Below are 15,536 nucleotides of genomic sequence, written 5' to 3'. Positions count from 1 at the left end.
CCCCTCGGATTCCTGTCACTCCGCTGCCCCGTCCCACGCGCGGAACAGCCCCCAGATCGGGACGATACACCAGACTCGTCACTCAGGGCCATAGTTCTTCTACTCTCCGTGACGACCAGCGCAGTTGTCGGTATCGAGGGTGTCCGGACGGGTGCGGAGCGTGGTGGAGGGGCGGGCGCGCGGCGGCGCGTACGGTGGCGCCGGGGGCTCCGCGGACGGGCCGGGGCGGTGCCACGCGCGGTGGCGGGGGCGGTGCTGACGGGACCGCGGGCGGGGGGTCAGGCGGCGGGTGATCCGGTCGGTCCTTCCGTCGTGAGGACGACGTTCCGCAGCTCCTCCCCGGCGGCGAACCGGGTGAGCTGCCCGGCCAGCAGGCGCTTGGCGCGCGGCAGGAAGGCCGAGGTGGGTCCGCCGACGTGGGGGCTGATGAGGACACCCGGAGCATGCCAGAGCGGATGCCCCGCGGGCAGCGGTTCCGGGTCGGTCACATCGAGCGCGGCTTCGATCCGGCCACTCTCCAGCTCCGCGAGGAGCGCCTTGGTGTCGACGACGGCGCCGCGCGCGACGTTCACCAGCAGGGCACCGTCCTTCATGCGCGCCAGGAACTCGGCTCCCACCAGGCCCTTCGTCCCTTCGGTGAGCGGCGTGGAGAGAATCACGACATCGGCCTCGGGCAGCAGCGCGGGCAGTTCGGTGAACGCGTGCACCGCCCCGCGCTCCGAGGTGCGTGCGGAGCGCGCGACGCGCACCACCCGCGCGCACTCGAACGGAGTGAGCCGGTCCTCGATGGCCGCGCCGATCGAGCCGTAGCCGACGATCAGCACCGACCGGTCGGCGAGCGCCGGGCGGAACCCGGAGCGCCACTCCTCGCGGTCCTGGCCCCGTACGAAGCCGGGAACGCCGCGCAGGGAGGCGAGGGTGAGGGTGAGGGCGAGTTCGGCCGTGCTGGCCTCGTGGACGCCCTTGGCGTTGCACAGCCGTACCCCGGCGGGCAGCGCACCGAGTGCGGGCGCCACGTGGTCGATGCCCGCGGAGAGCGTCTGGACGACGCGTACGGACGTCATCGCGGCGAGGGGCCGTATCGAGACCTCGGGGGGCCGCATGTACGGCACGACGTAGAAGGCGCAGTCGGCGGGGTCGGCGGGGAACTCGTCCTCACCGTCCCAGTAAAGGTACCGGGGCCCCTCCGGGAGTCCTTCGATCGTCTCGGCCGGAATCGGGAGCCATACGTCAGGAGTCATGGTCAGGAGGCTATGCGACGCCCCCAGGACGGGACCGGCGACGGGGCCCGGAGAGGATCTTCGGACGGGTCCTGGAGGCGGGACCCGCAGGTCGATGGGGTTAGCTTGAAGGCGGCACGAGGAGGGGTACGGCGTTGGAGCGCAGGACAATCGGTGCGGCGGCGCTCGAAGTGGGTGCGGTGGGGCTCGGCTGCATGCCGATGCACTGGGCCTACACCACCTCCCAGCAGCACGGCGAGCGCTCGCTGCGCACGGTGCACGCGGCGCTGGACGCCGGGACGAGCCTGCTCGACACGGCCGACATGTACGGCCCGTTCACCAATGAACTGCTGCTGGGCCGGGTGCTCGGGCGGCGGCGTACGGACGCCTTCGTCTCCACCAAGTGCGGGCTGCTCGTGGGCGATCAGCACATCGTGGCCAACGGTCACCCGAAGTATGTGCGGCGGGCCTGCGACGCCTCGCTGCGGCGGCTCCAGACCGATGTGATCGACCTCTACCAGCTCCACCGCGCCGATCCGGAGATACCCGTCGAGGAGACCTGGGGGGCGATGGCCGAGCTGGTCGGGGCGGGGAAGGTACGGGCGCTGGGGCTGTGCGCGGTGGGCGCGCGGGCGGCCGGTACGGGGGCCCGGGTGGCGCGGCGCGGGCCCGGCGAGGATCTGCACGCGGGAACGATCCGCCAGTTGGAGCGCGTGCAGCAGGTGTTCCCGGTGAGCGCGGTGGAGGCGGAGCTGTCGGTGTGGTCGCCGGAGGCGCTGGAACGGCTGCTGCCGTGGTGCGAGGCGCGCGGCATCGGCTTCCTGGCGGCGATGCCGCTGGGCAACGGTTTCCTGACGGGCACGCTCACCCCCGGGCAGGGGTTCGAGCCCGACGACCCGCGGGCACGGCATCCACGGTTCACGGCGGAGATGATGGCCGCGAACCAGCCGCTGGTGGTGGGGCTGCGGCGGGTGGCCCGGCGGTACGGGGCGACGCCGGCGCAGGTGGCGCTGGCGTGGGTGCTGGGGCGCGGCCGGCATGTGGTGCCGGTGCCGGGGACGAAGCGGGAGTCATGGGCAGTGGAGAACGCGCGGGCGGCGGAACTGGCGCTGACGGCGCGCGACATGGCCGAAATCGCGGCCCTGCCGCCGGTACGGGCCTCCTGGGAGTAGCCCCGTACCGACGGGCTGGGCCGGGGCCATCATCGGGATCTTGCCGGGCCGCCGGCCCGGATCGGCGACATCGGTCCCCGAGTTGGGGAACCTTCGCGGGGCACGCGGTGTAAGAACAGGTAGAGCCGCAACCGTCGAAGGGACCGGGACCGTGAAGCGTTCAGCAGGGACGGCCGTGGGGGCCGCCGCCGCTCTTCTCCTGGCGACGGGGTGCTCCTCCGATGAGGGGGTGGGCCCCGCCTTCGAACGCGGCCCCTCGTCGTCGGCGGCGTCGGCCTCGGCCTCGGCCTCGCGGGAGGCGTCGGGGGAAGCGGCGCCGAGCGCGTCCCCCGCGCCCGCGAAGGGCTCGGTGAAGGTGGTCTCGACGCTCACCGAGGGGCTCGCCTCGCCGTGGGGGCTCGCGGCGCTGCCGGACGGCGATCTGCTGGTCTCCTCGCGCGACGAGGGGACGATCACCCGGGTCGACGCGGAGACGGGCCGGAAGACCCCGATCGGTTCGGTGCCGGGGGTCGCCCCGGCCGGGGAGGGCGGCCTGCTGGGGATCGCGGTCTCCCCCACGTACGCCTCGGACCAGTTGGTCTACGCGTACTTCACCACCGCGGGGGACAACCGCATCGCCCGCATGTTCCACGACACGAAGAAGCCCGCGGGACAGCAGTTGGGCGCGCCCGACACGGTGCTGCGGGGCATTCCCAAGGGCACCGTCCACAACGGCGGCCGGATCGCCTTCGGGCCGGACAAGATGCTCTACGCGGGCACCGGCGAGACGGGGGACACCGGGCTCGCCCAGGACAAGGAGTCGCTGGCCGGAAAGATCCTGCGGATGACGCCGGACGGTGAGCCGGTGCATGGGAATCCGGAGGCGGATTCGCTGGTCTATTCGCTGGGCCACCGTAATGTGCAGGGCCTGGCCTGGGATTCCGAGAAACGGCTGTGGGCCGCGGAATTCGGGCAGAAGACCTGGGACGAACTGAATCTGGTGGAGCCCGGAGAGAATTACGGCTGGCCGGTCGCCGAGGGAAAGGCCGGTAAACCGGGTTACGTGGACCCGGTGGAGCAGTGGCGGACGGACGAGGCCTCGCCCAGCGGTATCGCGTACGTGGCGGGCTCGGTCTGGATGGCGGGGCTGCGCGGTGAGCGGCTCTGGCGGATTCCGCTGGCGGGGCGGGAATCCTCGGCCGAGCCGCAGGCGTTCCTGAAAGGGGATCACGGCCGTCTGCGGACGGTGCTGGCCGCGGGTGGCGACCGGATGTGGCTCGTGACCAGCGAGACCGACACCCGGGGCACACCGGGGCCCGGGGACGACCGGATCCTTCTGCTGGAGGTCTCGTAATTCCGTAGCAGTGCGTATCAAGAGGGTGGGCACACCGTGTTCAATATGATCGAGGAGATCTTCGCCCCGGGCCGCAAACACACGCACGAAGAACAGAAACGACTGGAACTGAGCAGAGCGGATGTCGACGACAACGACCCTGGCCGGGGGCCCATAGACCTCTCCTCGGGAAAGGTCACGATACGTATCGCGGCCGAATCCGCGGAATCCCCGGGAACGGCGGGCGTCCCGGAATCCGCCGGTCCGTCCGAGGGGGCGGAATCCGCCGCGGCGTCCGAGGGGATGGAATCCGCCGCGGCGGATGGCCACGGTCGGCCGGCGCGGCCCGGTGAGTCCGGGAAGCCCGGTGAGCCCGGGAAGCCCGGTGAGCCCGGGAAGCCCGGGGAATAACACGCCGTATTCAGGCGGCCAGGTCAGGGAAGAGGCGCAGCCGGTGCGCGAGCGCCGCCGCTTCCGTCCTTCCCGACACCCCGAGTTTCGCCAGGATGTTGGAGACGTGGACGCTGGCGGTCTTCGGGGAGATGTACAGCTCCTCCGCGATCCCGCGGTTGCTGTGCCCGGCCGAGACCAGCCGCAGGACGTCCTGCTCGCGGCGGGTCAGCCCCAGCTCGCGCAGCGGATCGGCCGCGGCCCGCCGGTCTCCCCCGCCGGGCCGGCTGCCCGGTACCCGGCCGGAGGCCCGCCCCGTACCGCCGGTGGCGGTCGCACCGATGCTGATTCTGGCCCGACCGGCGAGGAGGGTGATCTCCTCGGCCAGCGGGCGCGCGCCGAGCCGTGCCGCGGTGGTGTGCGCCTGGTCGAGCAGGGCCGCCGCCTCCGTACGGTCGGCGCCCGAGTCGAGCAGCGCCGCCGCCCACCGCAGCCGGGTGAGCGCCAGCTCGTAGGGGCGCTCCACGCCGCTGAACGCCTGGACCGCGCGCGCCCAGAGCGTCGCCCCCTCCGTGCCTTCCGCGCGCGCCAGTTCGGCCTCCAGCATGAGCCCGTACGCCGCCCAGACGGGGACCAGGGTCGGCAGCCGCTTGGCGTGGGTGCGGACCGTCGCCAGCACCTCCGGGCGCCCCGCCTCGGCGCCGGGCAGACCTCTGGCGTCCGCCTCGGTCGCCGCCGCCGTACAGAGCAGCGGCAGCGCGTACCGGTGGGTGCCGATGGGGAATCCGCCCGTGGCCGTCTTCGCGAACTCGGCCCGCGCCTGCGCCAGTTCGCCGCGCCGGGCCGCTATGACCATCGACAGCCGGACCGGGGTGATGATGTGCTGCGGCTGGAGGTCATGGGTGCCCATGGCGCCGCGATTCAGCTCCACCTGGCGCTCCGCCTCGTCGAAGTCACCTCTGAGCAGGGCGAGTTCGGCGCGTCGTACGGCGAGCAGGGCGCGTGCCTTGTGGGAGCGTGCCAGCTCCACGGTCTCGTCGAGAACCGTGTCCGCCTCCGTCCAGCGGCCCAGGGAGAAGAGGGACTGGGCCAGATTCGTGCGGACCCATGCCTCTGTGTCGGTGAGTCCGCGCTGGTGGCTGAAGGCCACGCCGGCGCGGGCGGTCGTCACCGCCTCCTCCGAGCGGCCCATGCTCTCCAGCGTGGAGGGCAGGTTGTTGCTGGCGCGGCCCAGGATGGCGACGGCGCCCAGCTCGGCGGCCCGGTCGCGGGCCGCGTAGATCTCGGCGATGCCCTCCTCGACGCCGCCCGCGTCGGCGGTGAGCCAGCCCCGGGTGAGCCGGGCGTGCAGTTCGGTGTGTTCGGCGCCGACCAGCCGGGCGTACTCCACGGCCCGGTCGGCGGTGGCCAGGCTCTCGGGCCCCGGCCGGTGCAGGGCGCCCCAGGAGGCGACATTGGCGAGGACCTCCGCGTGCACGGCGGAGGGCTGGAGTCCGCGTACCAGCTCCTGGGCGTTGGCCAGCTCGCGCCAGCCGTCGCCCCGGGTGAGGTCCTGGACGAGCCGGGAGCGCTGGATCCAGAACCAGGCGGCGCGCAGCGGGTCCTTCCCCTCCGACTCGCCCTCCAGGAGGCGCATGGCCTTCTTGGCTATCGCCAGGGCGCGTTCGCGCTCGCCGCTGGAGCGCGCGGCGACCGTCGCCTCGGCCATGAGGTCGAGATAGCGCAGCGGTGACGACTCGGCGGGGCCGCCGCAGGGCGGATAGACCTCGATGTCGTCCGGTGGCCGCAGCGTGGCCCGTACTTCCCGCGGGGCGTCGTCCCACAGCTCCATGGCCCGTTCGAGCAGGCGTAGTTGTTCGGCGTGCGCATACCGCTCGCGGGCCTCCACGGAGGCGAGGAGGACGGCGGGCAGCGCCTTCGCCGGGTCGTGTGCGTGGTACCAGTGGCTGGCGAGGCGGGTCGCCCGCTCGTCGGCCCTGACCAGCGAGGGGCCGGCCTCCAGCACCTCCGCGTATCTGCGGTTGAGCCGGGAGCGCTCGCCGGGCAGCAGATCGTCGCTGACGGCCTCACGGACGAGGGAGTGGCGGAAGCGGTATCCGTCGCCGTCCGCCGTCGGCAGCAGGATGTTGGCGCCGACGGCGGCCCGCAGCGCCTCGATCAGATCGTCCTCGGGCAGCCCGGCGACGGCCAGCAGCAGCCGGTGCTCGACGGTGGTGCCGCCCTCGGCGACGATCCTGGCGACCCGCTGGGCGTCCTCGGGCAGCGTCTCGACCCGTACGAGCAGCAGATCGCGCAGGGAGTCACTGAGTCCGGTACGGCAGCCGGAGCCGATGGAGCAGGCCAGCTCCTCCACGAAGAAGGCGTTCCCGTCGGAGCGTTCGAAGATCTGCTCCAGCAGTTCCGGGGCCGGCTCGGCGGCGAGGATGCCGGTGAGCTGGCCGCGCACCTCGGCGCGGTTGAAGCGGGGCAGTTCGATCCTGCGGACGGAGCGCAGCCGGTCCAGCTCGGCGAGGAGAGGGCGCAGGGGGTGGCGGCGGTGCAGGTCGTCGGCGCGGTAGGTGCCGATCACGACGAGCCGGCCGCGGCGCAGGGAGCGGAAGAGATAGGCGAGGAGATGGCGGGTGGAGGCGTCCGCCCAGTGCAGGTCCTCCAGGATGAGCACGATCGTACGGTCGGCGGACAGCCGCTCCAGCAGGCGTGCGGTGAGCTCGAAGAGCCGGGCGGTGCCGTCCTCGCCCAGCGCGTCCCGGTCGGAGTGGCCCAGCTCGGGGAGGATCCTGGCCAGTTCGTCCTGCTGGCCCTCGGCCGCGGCCATCAGCTCGTCGGGCAGCCGGCGGCGCAGCGAGCGCAGGGCGGTCGAGAAGGGCGCGAACGGCAGTCCGTCCGCGCCGATCTCGACGCATCCGCCGATCGCGACGACGGCCTTCTCGCCGCAGGCGGCCCGGTGCAGCTCTTCGATGAGGCGGGTCTTGCCGACGCCGGCCTCGCCGCCGACGAGCACGGCCTGGGGCTCGCCCGCGGTGGCGCGGGCGAGCGCTGACGTGAGCGCGGCGAACTCGGCCGACCTGCCGACGAACACCGGGCTGAGCGACCTGGTCTCCACATCGCTGAGCATCGCACAGCCCTCTGACATCACGGCACTTGTTATCCGGGCTCAGGCGGCGCGGTCGAACCGGCCGCGGAGTGGGTTCACCCGCCCCCCGGGGGCGTTCCTGGCGCTTCGCCGGGCCCAGCGGCGGGCCGCGCCCGCCTCCCGGACGAGCCGCTCGTGCTCGGCCCTGCGGATCAGTTCGGCGGTGTGGATCTTCTGGAGTTCGTACTCGAACATCGCGGGCTCCCTGGAGCGAAGGCGGTGGGGCATCTGGTGATGCCTCTACCTTCGTCTCCCAGGGGGCGGGGCCGCATTGGGAGAGTGCCGCATCTTGAGGGGCCCCGGGGCCTTAGAAAGCGGGGCCGGACATACGGACGGCCTAAGGCCCCGGGCGGCATGAGCCGCTCAGACCTTAGACCGGGCGGGGGCGGAGGGGTGTGGGGGGAATCGGCGTCAGGCGCCGGTGGTCGGCAGCGCCGCGAAGAGGTCGAAGTACATGGCCATGGAGATCAGCAGCCCCAGGAAGCCGAGTACGGCGCCGGCGAGCGCGAAGGGCCGTACCCAGCCGTCGCGCTGGGGCAGCGTCAGCACGATCACGCCGAGGAGGAGCGCCACCAGGGCGACCCCGCCGTTGACGGCGGCCGTGACGTGCCAGGCGTCGCCGTAGATCGCGGAGATCTGCTGCTCGGCTGTGGCGGACTGGCCGGTCTTGAGCTGTCCTACGAGGCCCTGGCGCTCGGCGAGGACCTTGCTGGTCCAGGTGCCGGTGAGGGCGACGATGCCCAGGCAGACGGCGACGACGGCCGCGGCGGCGGCGCCGAGACCGGACGACGCCGCGGGGGCGCCCTCAAGGAGGTCCAGCTCGTCGTCCTCGCCGGCCGCCTCGTCCTCGTCGAGGTCGGCGGCCGGGGCGGCGGCGCCGGTGGAGGCGTCGGTGGTGGGGGCGCCGGCGGTGGGGGCGCCGGCGGTGTCGGCGGACGTGTCGCCGGGGGTGCCGTCGGGAGTGTCGCTCTTCTTCAGATCGGCCTGGGTTCCGGCCGCCTTGGTGGTGGGGGCCTCGGCCGTCTCCGGCTCGGGGGTCTGGGTCTCGGGGGTGGACTTCATACTTCGCACGCTAGGGGCCCGTTCTGAGAACTTCCTGAGAACGCGGAAATTCACTCCCGTGGGCAGCCGTATCGTGATCAGCGGTTGATCAGCTCGGCGTACCGGGCCGTGCGCGCCACTCCGGGGCGAGCACCGACCAGACCTCCGTGTCCTGGCGTACGCCCTGGTACGGGTAGTTCTGCCGCAGCACCCCGTCCCGGGTCATCCCGAGCCGCCGGGCGACCCGGATACTGGCCGCGTTCTCCGCCGAGACGCGCCATTCGACGCGGTGTATCCCGCGCTCCTCGACCGCCCAGTCGATCAGGACGGCGGCGGCGCGCGTGACCAGGCCGCGCCCCGTTCCCGCGGGCTCCAGCCAGCAGCCGATCTCGCAGTTCCCGGCGGGCGCGTCGAAGATACGGAAGAGCACGCCGCCGACGAGGGTGGGGCCGAGCCAGATCCCGTAGAGGCGTCCGGTGTCGGCCGCCTGCTTCTGCGCGTACGAGTCGAGGAGCGCCCGCGCGGACGCCGGGTCCGTGACGGCCCTGGCGAGCTGGATGTGCTCGTCCACCAGGTCCCTGGCGCGGTCCATGTGGGCCAGGAACTCCGCTGCCCGCCAGGGCTCCAGCGGGCTCAGCCGGGCGTCGTCACCCAGTGGTACGGCGAACATGATGATTCCCCCGTGCGGTGTGTGTCGTGCGGTTCACCGGACGAGCGGAGTGTGCTTGTGCTCGTGCGGCACGGGGATCTTCGCACGTTCGCGGTGCTCGGGCGCCTCGATACTGATGCGCGGGAGCCGGCGGTCCACGGCGCGCGGCAGCCACCAGTTGGCGCCGCCGAGCAGATGCATCAGGGCGGGGACCAGGAGCGTACGGAGCACGAAGGCGTCCAGCGCGACCGCCGTGGCCAGGGCGATGCCGAACATGGCGATGACGCGGTCGCCGCTCAGGACGAAGGCGAGAAAGACCGAGATCATGATCACCGCCGCCGAGTTGATCACCCGGCCGGTCTCGGAGAGCCCCACGCGCACGGCCCGCGCGTTGTCGCCGGTCTCCAGCCACTCCTCGTACATCCGGCTGACCAGGAAGACCTGGTAGTCCATGGAGAGCCCGAAGAGAACCGAAACCATGATCACCGGTAGGAAGGGTTCGATCGGCCCCGCGCTGCCGAGCCCCAGCAGCTCACTCCCCCATCCCCACTGGAAGATCGCGACGACGACTCCGAAGGAGGAGGCGACGGCGGCCACGTTCATCAGAGGGCCCTTGAGCGGGATGCCCACGGAGCGGAACGCCAGCAGCAGGAGCAGACAGCCCAGGGCGATGACCACCCCGACGAAGAGGGGGAGTTTACCGACGATGATGTCCGCGAAGTCGTCGTAGCTCGCGGTGACGCCACCGACGTACACCGCGAGGGAGGTGCCGGCCGCCGCCGTGGGCAGCACGTCGCCGCGGAGCCGGTCGACCAGGTCGCTGGTGTGCCGCGACTGCGGCGAGGACTCCGGTACGACGGTGAGCAGCGCGGTGTCGCCGGAGCCGTTGAAGGCGATGGGGCCGACCGAGGCGACGCCCTCGGTGGCACGGAGGGCGTCCGGAAGCTGGTCCATGGCGAGCCGGTCGGCGGCGCTGTCGAGATGCGCGACCAGCGTCAGCGGGCCATTGACTCCGGGCCCGAACCCTTCGGCGAGCTGGTCGTACGCCTTGCGGGTGGTGGCCGTGGCGGCGTTGTTGCCCTGGTCGGAGCTGCCGAGGTGGAGGGCGAAGGTGGGGAGCGCGAGGACCAGCATCACCACGGCCGCGACGGCGCCCAGCAGCTTGGGGCGGCGTTCGACGAAGAGGGACCAGCGGACGGCGAAGCCGGTGGGCAGGTCGGGCCGCGGACCGTGGGCGGCGAGCCGGGCGCGCTGGCGCCGGCTCAGCGCGCGTGTGCCGATGAAGGAGAGCAGGGCGGGCAGCAGGGTCACGGACGCGGCGACGGTCAGGACGACCGTCAGCGAGGCGGCGATCGCGACCCCGTTGAGGAAGCTCAGGCGCAGGATCAGCATGCCGAGCAGGGCGATGCAGACGGTGGCCCCGGCGAAGACGACGGCCCGGCCGGTGGTGGCGACGGCGCTCACCGCCGCCTCGGGGACGGTCAGCCCACGCTGGAGGCCCTTGCGGTGCCGTACGACGATGAACAGCGCGTAGTCGATCCCGACGCCGAGCCCGATGAGCAGGCCCAGCATGGGCGCGAAGTCGGCGACCGTCATGGCGTGGCCGAGCAGGACGATGCCCGCGTACGCGGTGCCGACGGAGACCAGCGCGGTCGCGATGGGCAGCAGGCCGGCCGCGAACGAACCGAAGACGAGGAAGAGCACGACGGCCGCCACGGCCACACCGACGATCTCGGCGGTGTGCGCGGAGGTGGCCTCGGTGAGGGCGACGGCGCTGCCGCCCAGCTCGACCCCGAGGCCCTTCCGAGCCCCTTCCAAGGATGTCGCGGTGTCCACCAGGGCCCGCGCCTGGGACGGCGGGATGTCGTCGGCCTGCCGGTCGAAGGTGACGCGCGCGTAGGCGGTACGGCCGTCCGCGCTGATCTGCTCGGCGCCCTCGGCCGAGTACGGGCTCACGACGGAGGAGATCCCGGGCAGCCCGGCGACCTTGCCCAGCATCTCCCCGGCCCGCAGCTCGACACCGGCGTCGCGGACGGAGCCGTGCTCCGTGTGCCAGACGATGGTGTTGCTGTCCCCGCCGAGCCCCGGGAAGGCCGTACCGAGAAGCTCGGTGGCCCGGCCCGACTCGGTGCCGGGGACCTCGTAGTCGTTGGAGTACGAGGTCCCCATCACACCGGCGGCCGCGGAGGTGCCGCCGAGCGCGAGCAGCCAGAGGAGGACGGCGAGAAGCCGGTGGGTGACGCACCATCGCGCGAGGGCTGCCAAGGACTGCTCCCTGAGTGGTTCATGGATCTTTACCGGGAACGGCCCGTGGGGGAGCCCGCAAAGAACGCGTGACCTACGGAGAGCTACTATCGCAGCCGAAAGAGATCCTTAGTGATCCTTTGTCCGGTTGGTGGCCTTACTCACAGTAAGGCTTGGCGATGGGGCGGCGCCTCGTGGCACGGAGATGTCAACCAGCGACGCTCGCCCGACCGTTCTCGACATGGCCCATGAGACGGCGGCGGAACGGGGCGGCGGAGCCCTCGGCTGCGTCGGTGGTCACCTCGATGTCGTACCAGCCGTGCGCGTCGGCCGCCGAGTGCACGACGCCCCTGCTGCGGCCCGGCTTCACCGTGATCCGGCGCGTCCAGCCGTCCAGGTCGGCCTCGTCGACGTATCCGAGGGGCCGCACCGTGAAGGTGACAGGACGCGTGCCCCGGTTGGTCAGGGTGAGGTGCAGATCGCGGTCGTGATGGTCGACGGACGAGGCGACCTCGGCCCCGTCCCCGGCGACCGGTCCGGAGAACTCCCGGCGGAAACCGTTCGGCCCGGTGATCGTGAAACGGTAGGAGTCACGCTCGGTGCGGCCCGGGCCGGTAAGGGGCACCGTCCATTGTGCCCTGCCCCTTACATCACGGTGCTGCGGGATCGCGAACTCGCCGGCGTACGGGTAGAGCGCGAAGTGGGCGCTGGCCGGGCCCGTGTTGCTGAGCGCGACCGTGAACGTCCGCCCGTCCGCGTCGACCCACCCGTGCGCGTCCGGCTGGTACGGCAGTGGCCTGGCCGGGCGCGCGCCCTTCTCCTGTACGGGCATCTTCTGCTCGGCCGGGGGTACGGGCTGCCAGCGGCCGGTGAACGGCGGGATCGCGCCGGGCTGTTCCACCTCGGGCTGGACGCGCCCGCGCCGGAAGTCGAACGCCGAGGTCAGATCGCCGGTGACGGTGCGCCGCCACGGGGTGATGTTGGGCTCCGCCACCCCCGTCCACCGCTCCAGGAAACGGATCACGGAGGTGTGGTCGAAGACCTGGGAGCAGACATAGCCGCCCACGGTCCAGGGCGAGACGACCAGCAGCGGGACCCGGACGCCGAGCCCGGTGGGGCGGCCCTTCCAGCGCTCGTCGGGGTCGTCCACGGGCGGCACGGGCGGCGGCACATGGTCGAAGAAGCCGTCGTTCTCGTCGTAGTTGATCAGTACGACGGTATGCCGCCAGACGTCCGGATGCGCTCCGAGCGCGTCCAGCACCTGGTAGACGAGGGAGGCACTGGCCACCGGCGACGAGGAACCGGGGTGCTCGGAGTCGACCGCGGAGGGCACCAGGTACGACACCTCGGGCAGCGTCCCCGCCGCCACGTCGGCGCGGAACGCCGCGGCGAGCGTGCCGGTCTCGACCCGGCGCAGCCCGCGCTCGAAGAGCGAGCGCTCCTCGGCCGTGAGGGTGGCGACGCCCTCCTCCAGCGCGCCGAGCAGCCGCGCGCGCTCGGTCATGTCATCGGCGTCCCGCACGGCGGCGTAGAACGCCTCCATGTAGGTGAAGCCCGCCGCGCCGTGCTGTCCGGGCAGGGCGCGGGCCCGGCCGAGCGCCTTACGGGCCACGTCCTTGAACGTGGTGAAGAACTCGATGTTGTTGTCGGTGAAGTTCTCCCACTCGGTGTACGTGCGCCAGCTCCGGCCCGCCTTCTCCAGCCGCTCGGCGTAGGTCGGCCACGGGTAGCCGGGGTGGGTGCCCTCGTCGTACGCGTCGTTGCCGACGGCGCGCCGCCCGTCGGCCTCGAAGCCGGTCCAGCCGCTCCAGAGGTGGTTGCGGTTGGGGCTCGTCGAGGTGTGGACGGAGGAGTGGTACGCGTCGCAGACGGTGAAGGTGTCCGCCAGCTCGTAATGGAGCGGGATGTCACGCCGGTCGTAGTGGGCCATGGTGGCAGCCGTCTTGGCGGAGACCCAGCCGTCCATCCAGCCGTCGTTCCAGGCCGCGGCGCCGCCGTCCCAGGAGTGGTCGAGGGCGCCGATGTACTGGAGGTCCTTGCGCTGCGTCGCGGCGGCGTCCCGTACGGAGAACGGCAAAACGGTGCCGCCCGACGGGGCCGGCTGCGCGAACACGGACTTCCCGGAGGGCAGCTCGACGGCGTTGCGGTCGCCGAAGCCCCGTACGCCGCGCAGGGTGCCGAAGTAGTGGTCGAAGGACCGGTTCTCCTGCATGAGGACGACCACGTGCTTGATCGCGTGCAGCCCGCCGGGCGCGGGTCCGGTGGCGAGCGCCGCCTGGAGGGACGGCGGCAGTACCGACGCGGCAGCCGCCGCGCCCACGACGCCCGAGCCGAGGGCGAGCACTCTTCTGCGCGACAACTCTCCGCGCGACATCTCCGGTGACATGTCCCGGACGGTAGTGAGAGCGGATGGCAGGGGGAAGACCCCGGCGCGTCCACCAGGTGAACGTCCCCGGGGCGCGCCCCGCCTCCGAGGCCGCGCTGCTCCCCGGCTACCCGCCCGCTTCCTCGCCGTACGGCCAGACCAGCAGGACCGGGCACGTCGCGTGGTCGACGACGAAGCGTGTCGCGCGGCCGAGGCTGTGCGGCCCGGGGCGGTCGCGCTCGCCGTCGCGCGCGCAGATCAGCAGATCGGCGCCGGTGGCCGCCCGTACCACCTCGTGCTCCACCTGGCCGTGGTGTTCGAGGAGTTCGCAGGGCCGGCCGAGCCGGTGCGCGGCGGCCTCCAGCAGATCGGCCGCCGCCGTACCGGAGAGGGCTTCGAGCCGCGGGCCGGGGTCGCGGTCCGGGCGGTGGCCCCGGCCGAGGAGCCCCGCGTAGGCGTGGTGCGCCGCGGCGACGATCTCGTCGTCGCCGATGTGGAGCAGCACCACGGCGTCGTGCGGGGCGCGTGCGCGGGCCGCGTCGACGCAGGCGGTCCAGGTGGACTCGGTGATCCAGACGAGCGTGGTCCGCGGTGTGGCGTCGGCCTGAGGTGCGGCGTGGGCCCGCGGGTCGGCGCCCGCCTGCCGGTCGGCGCCCGCCTGCGGACCGGTCGCGGGAAAGGGGAGCGGCACTGCGGTCAGCCTCCGATCAGTCGCAGAGTGCCCCACAGTGCCACGGTCGAGACGGCCAGCGTGGCAGGCACGGTGAGCAGTCCGAGCCGGGTGAAGTGACCGATCTTGGGCTCGGCGTCGTGCTCGTGCAGGATGCGCCGCCACAGCAGCGTGGCGAGCGACCCGACGTACGTCAGGTTCGGGCCGAGATTGACCCCGATGAGTGCGGCGAGAACGGGCCCGGGGCCGGCCGGGGCGAGGACCGGCAGCAGCGCCAGGATCGCCGGGAGGTTGTTGATCGCGTTGGCCAGGACGGCGGCGATCGCCGCGATGGCCAGCAGCGAGAGCAGGGAGGAGCCGCCGGGCAGCAGCCAGGTGATCCCGGTGTCCAGGCCGTTGTCGACGACCGCCTTGACGACGACGCCGAGCGCGAGGACGAAGAGGCAGAACAGCGGGGACGCGGCGCGCAGCAGCTTCACGGGGGTCGTACGCCGCTGCCGCAGGGCACGGACGGCGAGCACGGCGGTACCGGCGACGGCCGCCCACAGCGGTTCGATCCCGGCGAACGAGGTGACGGCGAACCCGGCCAGTGTCAGCCCCAGCACGACCAGCGTGAAGACCGGGACGTCGCGCCGCTCGTCCGTCCTCGGGGGGTGCGCCCCGGCGGCCAGGTCGGCGGCGAAGAAGCGGCGGAAGACGACGTACTCGACGGCGATCGCGGCCAGCCACGGCAGGGCCATCAGCGCGGCGAACCGGGTGAAGGAGAGCCCGCTCGCGGTGAACGCCAGCAGATTGGTCAAGTTGGAGACCGGCAGCAGCAGGGACGCGGAGTTCGCGAGGTGCGTACAGGCGTAGACGTGCGGGCGGGGCCGGGCGCCGACCCGCGCGGCGGTCGCGAAGACCACCGGCGTGAGCAGGACGACCGTGGCGTCCAGGCTGAGTACGGCGGTGATGACGGCGGCGACGGCGAACACCCCGCCGAGCAGCGTGCGCGGCTTGCCGCCGCAGAGCCGCGCCACCAGATCGCCCGCGGCGGTGAACAGCCCCTCCTCGTCGCAGAGCTGGGAGAGGACGAGCACGGCCGCGAGGAAGACGACCACGGGCAGCAGGGTGTGGGTCTGCTCCCACGCCTCCCCCGGCGAGACGGCGCCGAGGACGACGACCAGCAGGGCCGCGGGGACGGCGGCGACGGCCTCGGGCAGACCGCGCGGCCGCCCGACGGCGAACGCCAGCACGGCGAGCAGCAGGGCGACGGAGACGATCTCGGCGGCGACGGTGTTCACAGGATCTGATCTGCCTCGTGATCGTGGTGGTTCGAAACGGCCCGGCACGTTCGCGAC

At 72.6% G+C, this 15,536-nt stretch carries 12 protein-coding genes; 3 read left to right on the top strand and 9 right to left on the bottom strand.

Annotation, left to right across the window (positions count from 1 at the left end; genetic code table 11):
- Window positions 1–278: 278 nt before the first annotated feature.
- Window positions 279–1,241 carry a 2-hydroxyacid dehydrogenase gene (locus ACIQ7D_RS31145; RefSeq protein ID WP_403943342.1) on the bottom strand — a complete coding sequence of 321 codons (963 nt, stop codon included), beginning with the start codon at window positions 1,239–1,241 and terminating at the stop codon, window positions 279–281.
- Window positions 1,242–1,375: 134 nt separating this feature from the next.
- On the opposite strand from ACIQ7D_RS31145, the gene ACIQ7D_RS31140 reads away from it, so the two are divergent.
- The 3 genes from ACIQ7D_RS31140 (at window position 1,376) to ACIQ7D_RS31130 (ending at window position 4,115) form a co-directional block, all read left to right on the top strand.
- Window positions 1,376–2,392 carry an aldo/keto reductase gene (locus ACIQ7D_RS31140; RefSeq protein ID WP_403943340.1) on the top strand — a complete coding sequence of 339 codons (1,017 nt, stop codon included), beginning with the start codon at window positions 1,376–1,378 and terminating at the stop codon, window positions 2,390–2,392.
- 151 nt (window positions 2,393–2,543) lie between these two features.
- Complete coding sequence (locus ACIQ7D_RS31135) at window positions 2,544–3,725, top strand: PQQ-dependent sugar dehydrogenase (RefSeq protein WP_403943338.1); 1,182 nt, start codon at window positions 2,544–2,546, stop codon at window positions 3,723–3,725.
- Between the two features lie 45 nt (window positions 3,726–3,770).
- A complete protein-coding gene (locus tag ACIQ7D_RS31130; protein ID WP_403943335.1) occupies window positions 3,771–4,115 on the top strand; it encodes a DUF6191 domain-containing protein in 345 nt (114 codons plus the stop codon).
- 10 nt (window positions 4,116–4,125) lie between these two features.
- On the opposite strand, the gene ACIQ7D_RS31125 is transcribed toward ACIQ7D_RS31130, so the two are convergent.
- From ACIQ7D_RS31125 to ACIQ7D_RS31090, 8 genes are all read right to left on the bottom strand, one after another.
- Window positions 4,126–7,227: an AAA family ATPase gene (locus tag ACIQ7D_RS31125; protein ID WP_403943333.1), complete on the bottom strand. Its 3,102-nt coding sequence runs from the start codon at window positions 7,225–7,227 to the stop codon at window positions 4,126–4,128.
- Window positions 7,228–7,248: 21 nt separating this feature from the next.
- Window positions 7,249–7,422 (bottom strand): hypothetical protein, encoded by a 174-nt coding sequence (locus ACIQ7D_RS31120; protein ID WP_403943331.1) that lies wholly within the window; start codon window positions 7,420–7,422, stop codon window positions 7,249–7,251.
- Window positions 7,423–7,638: 216 nt separating this feature from the next.
- Window positions 7,639–8,289, bottom strand: a complete 651-nt coding sequence (locus tag ACIQ7D_RS31115; RefSeq protein WP_403943329.1) for a hypothetical protein — start codon at window positions 8,287–8,289, stop codon at window positions 7,639–7,641.
- Window positions 8,290–8,377: 88 nt separating this feature from the next.
- Window positions 8,378–8,938 (bottom strand): GNAT family N-acetyltransferase, encoded by a 561-nt coding sequence (locus tag ACIQ7D_RS31110; RefSeq protein ID WP_403943327.1) that lies wholly within the window; start codon window positions 8,936–8,938, stop codon window positions 8,378–8,380.
- Window positions 8,939–8,971: 33 nt separating this feature from the next.
- Entirely contained in the window at window positions 8,972–11,182 is a 2,211-nt protein-coding gene (locus tag ACIQ7D_RS31105; RefSeq protein ID WP_403943325.1) for an MMPL family transporter, read from the bottom strand.
- Window positions 11,183–11,369: 187 nt separating this feature from the next.
- Window positions 11,370–13,547 carry a phosphocholine-specific phospholipase C gene (locus tag ACIQ7D_RS31100; RefSeq protein WP_403943323.1) on the bottom strand — a complete coding sequence of 726 codons (2,178 nt, stop codon included), beginning with the start codon at window positions 13,545–13,547 and terminating at the stop codon, window positions 11,370–11,372.
- Window positions 13,548–13,653: 106 nt separating this feature from the next.
- Complete coding sequence (locus tag ACIQ7D_RS31095) at window positions 13,654–14,097, bottom strand: universal stress protein (RefSeq protein ID WP_403943406.1); 444 nt, start codon at window positions 14,095–14,097, stop codon at window positions 13,654–13,656.
- Between the two features lie 125 nt (window positions 14,098–14,222).
- Window positions 14,223–15,479 (bottom strand): SLC13 family permease, encoded by a 1,257-nt coding sequence (locus tag ACIQ7D_RS31090; RefSeq protein WP_403943321.1) that lies wholly within the window; start codon window positions 15,477–15,479, stop codon window positions 14,223–14,225.
- Window positions 15,480–15,536 lie beyond the last annotated feature (57 nt).

This window comes from Streptomyces sp. NPDC096310, assembly GCF_044763125.1.
GTDB lineage: Bacteria > Actinomycetota > Actinomycetes > Streptomycetales > Streptomycetaceae > Streptomyces.
The sequence above is the reverse complement of the archived record's forward strand: the minus strand, read 5'-3'. Positions and strand labels throughout refer to the sequence as shown.

Coding starts and splice junctions, on each gene's coding strand:
- ACIQ7D_RS31145 (WP_403943342.1), bottom strand. CDS start 1,241: ATGACTCCTGACGTATGGCTCCCGATTCCGGCCGAGACGATCGAAGGA.
- ACIQ7D_RS31130 (WP_403943335.1), top strand. CDS start 3,771: ATGATCGAGGAGATCTTCGCCCCGGGCCGCAAACACACGCACGAAGAA.
- ACIQ7D_RS31125 (WP_403943333.1), bottom strand. CDS start 7,227: ATGTCAGAGGGCTGTGCGATGCTCAGCGATGTGGAGACCAGGTCGCTC.
- ACIQ7D_RS31120 (WP_403943331.1), bottom strand. CDS start 7,422: ATGTTCGAGTACGAACTCCAGAAGATCCACACCGCCGAACTGATCCGC.
- ACIQ7D_RS31115 (WP_403943329.1), bottom strand. CDS start 8,289: ATGAAGTCCACCCCCGAGACCCAGACCCCCGAGCCGGAGACGGCCGAG.
- ACIQ7D_RS31110 (WP_403943327.1), bottom strand. CDS start 8,938: ATGTTCGCCGTACCACTGGGTGACGACGCCCGGCTGAGCCCGCTGGAG.
- ACIQ7D_RS31100 (WP_403943323.1), bottom strand. CDS start 13,547: ATGTCACCGGAGATGTCGCGCGGAGAGTTGTCGCGCAGAAGAGTGCTC.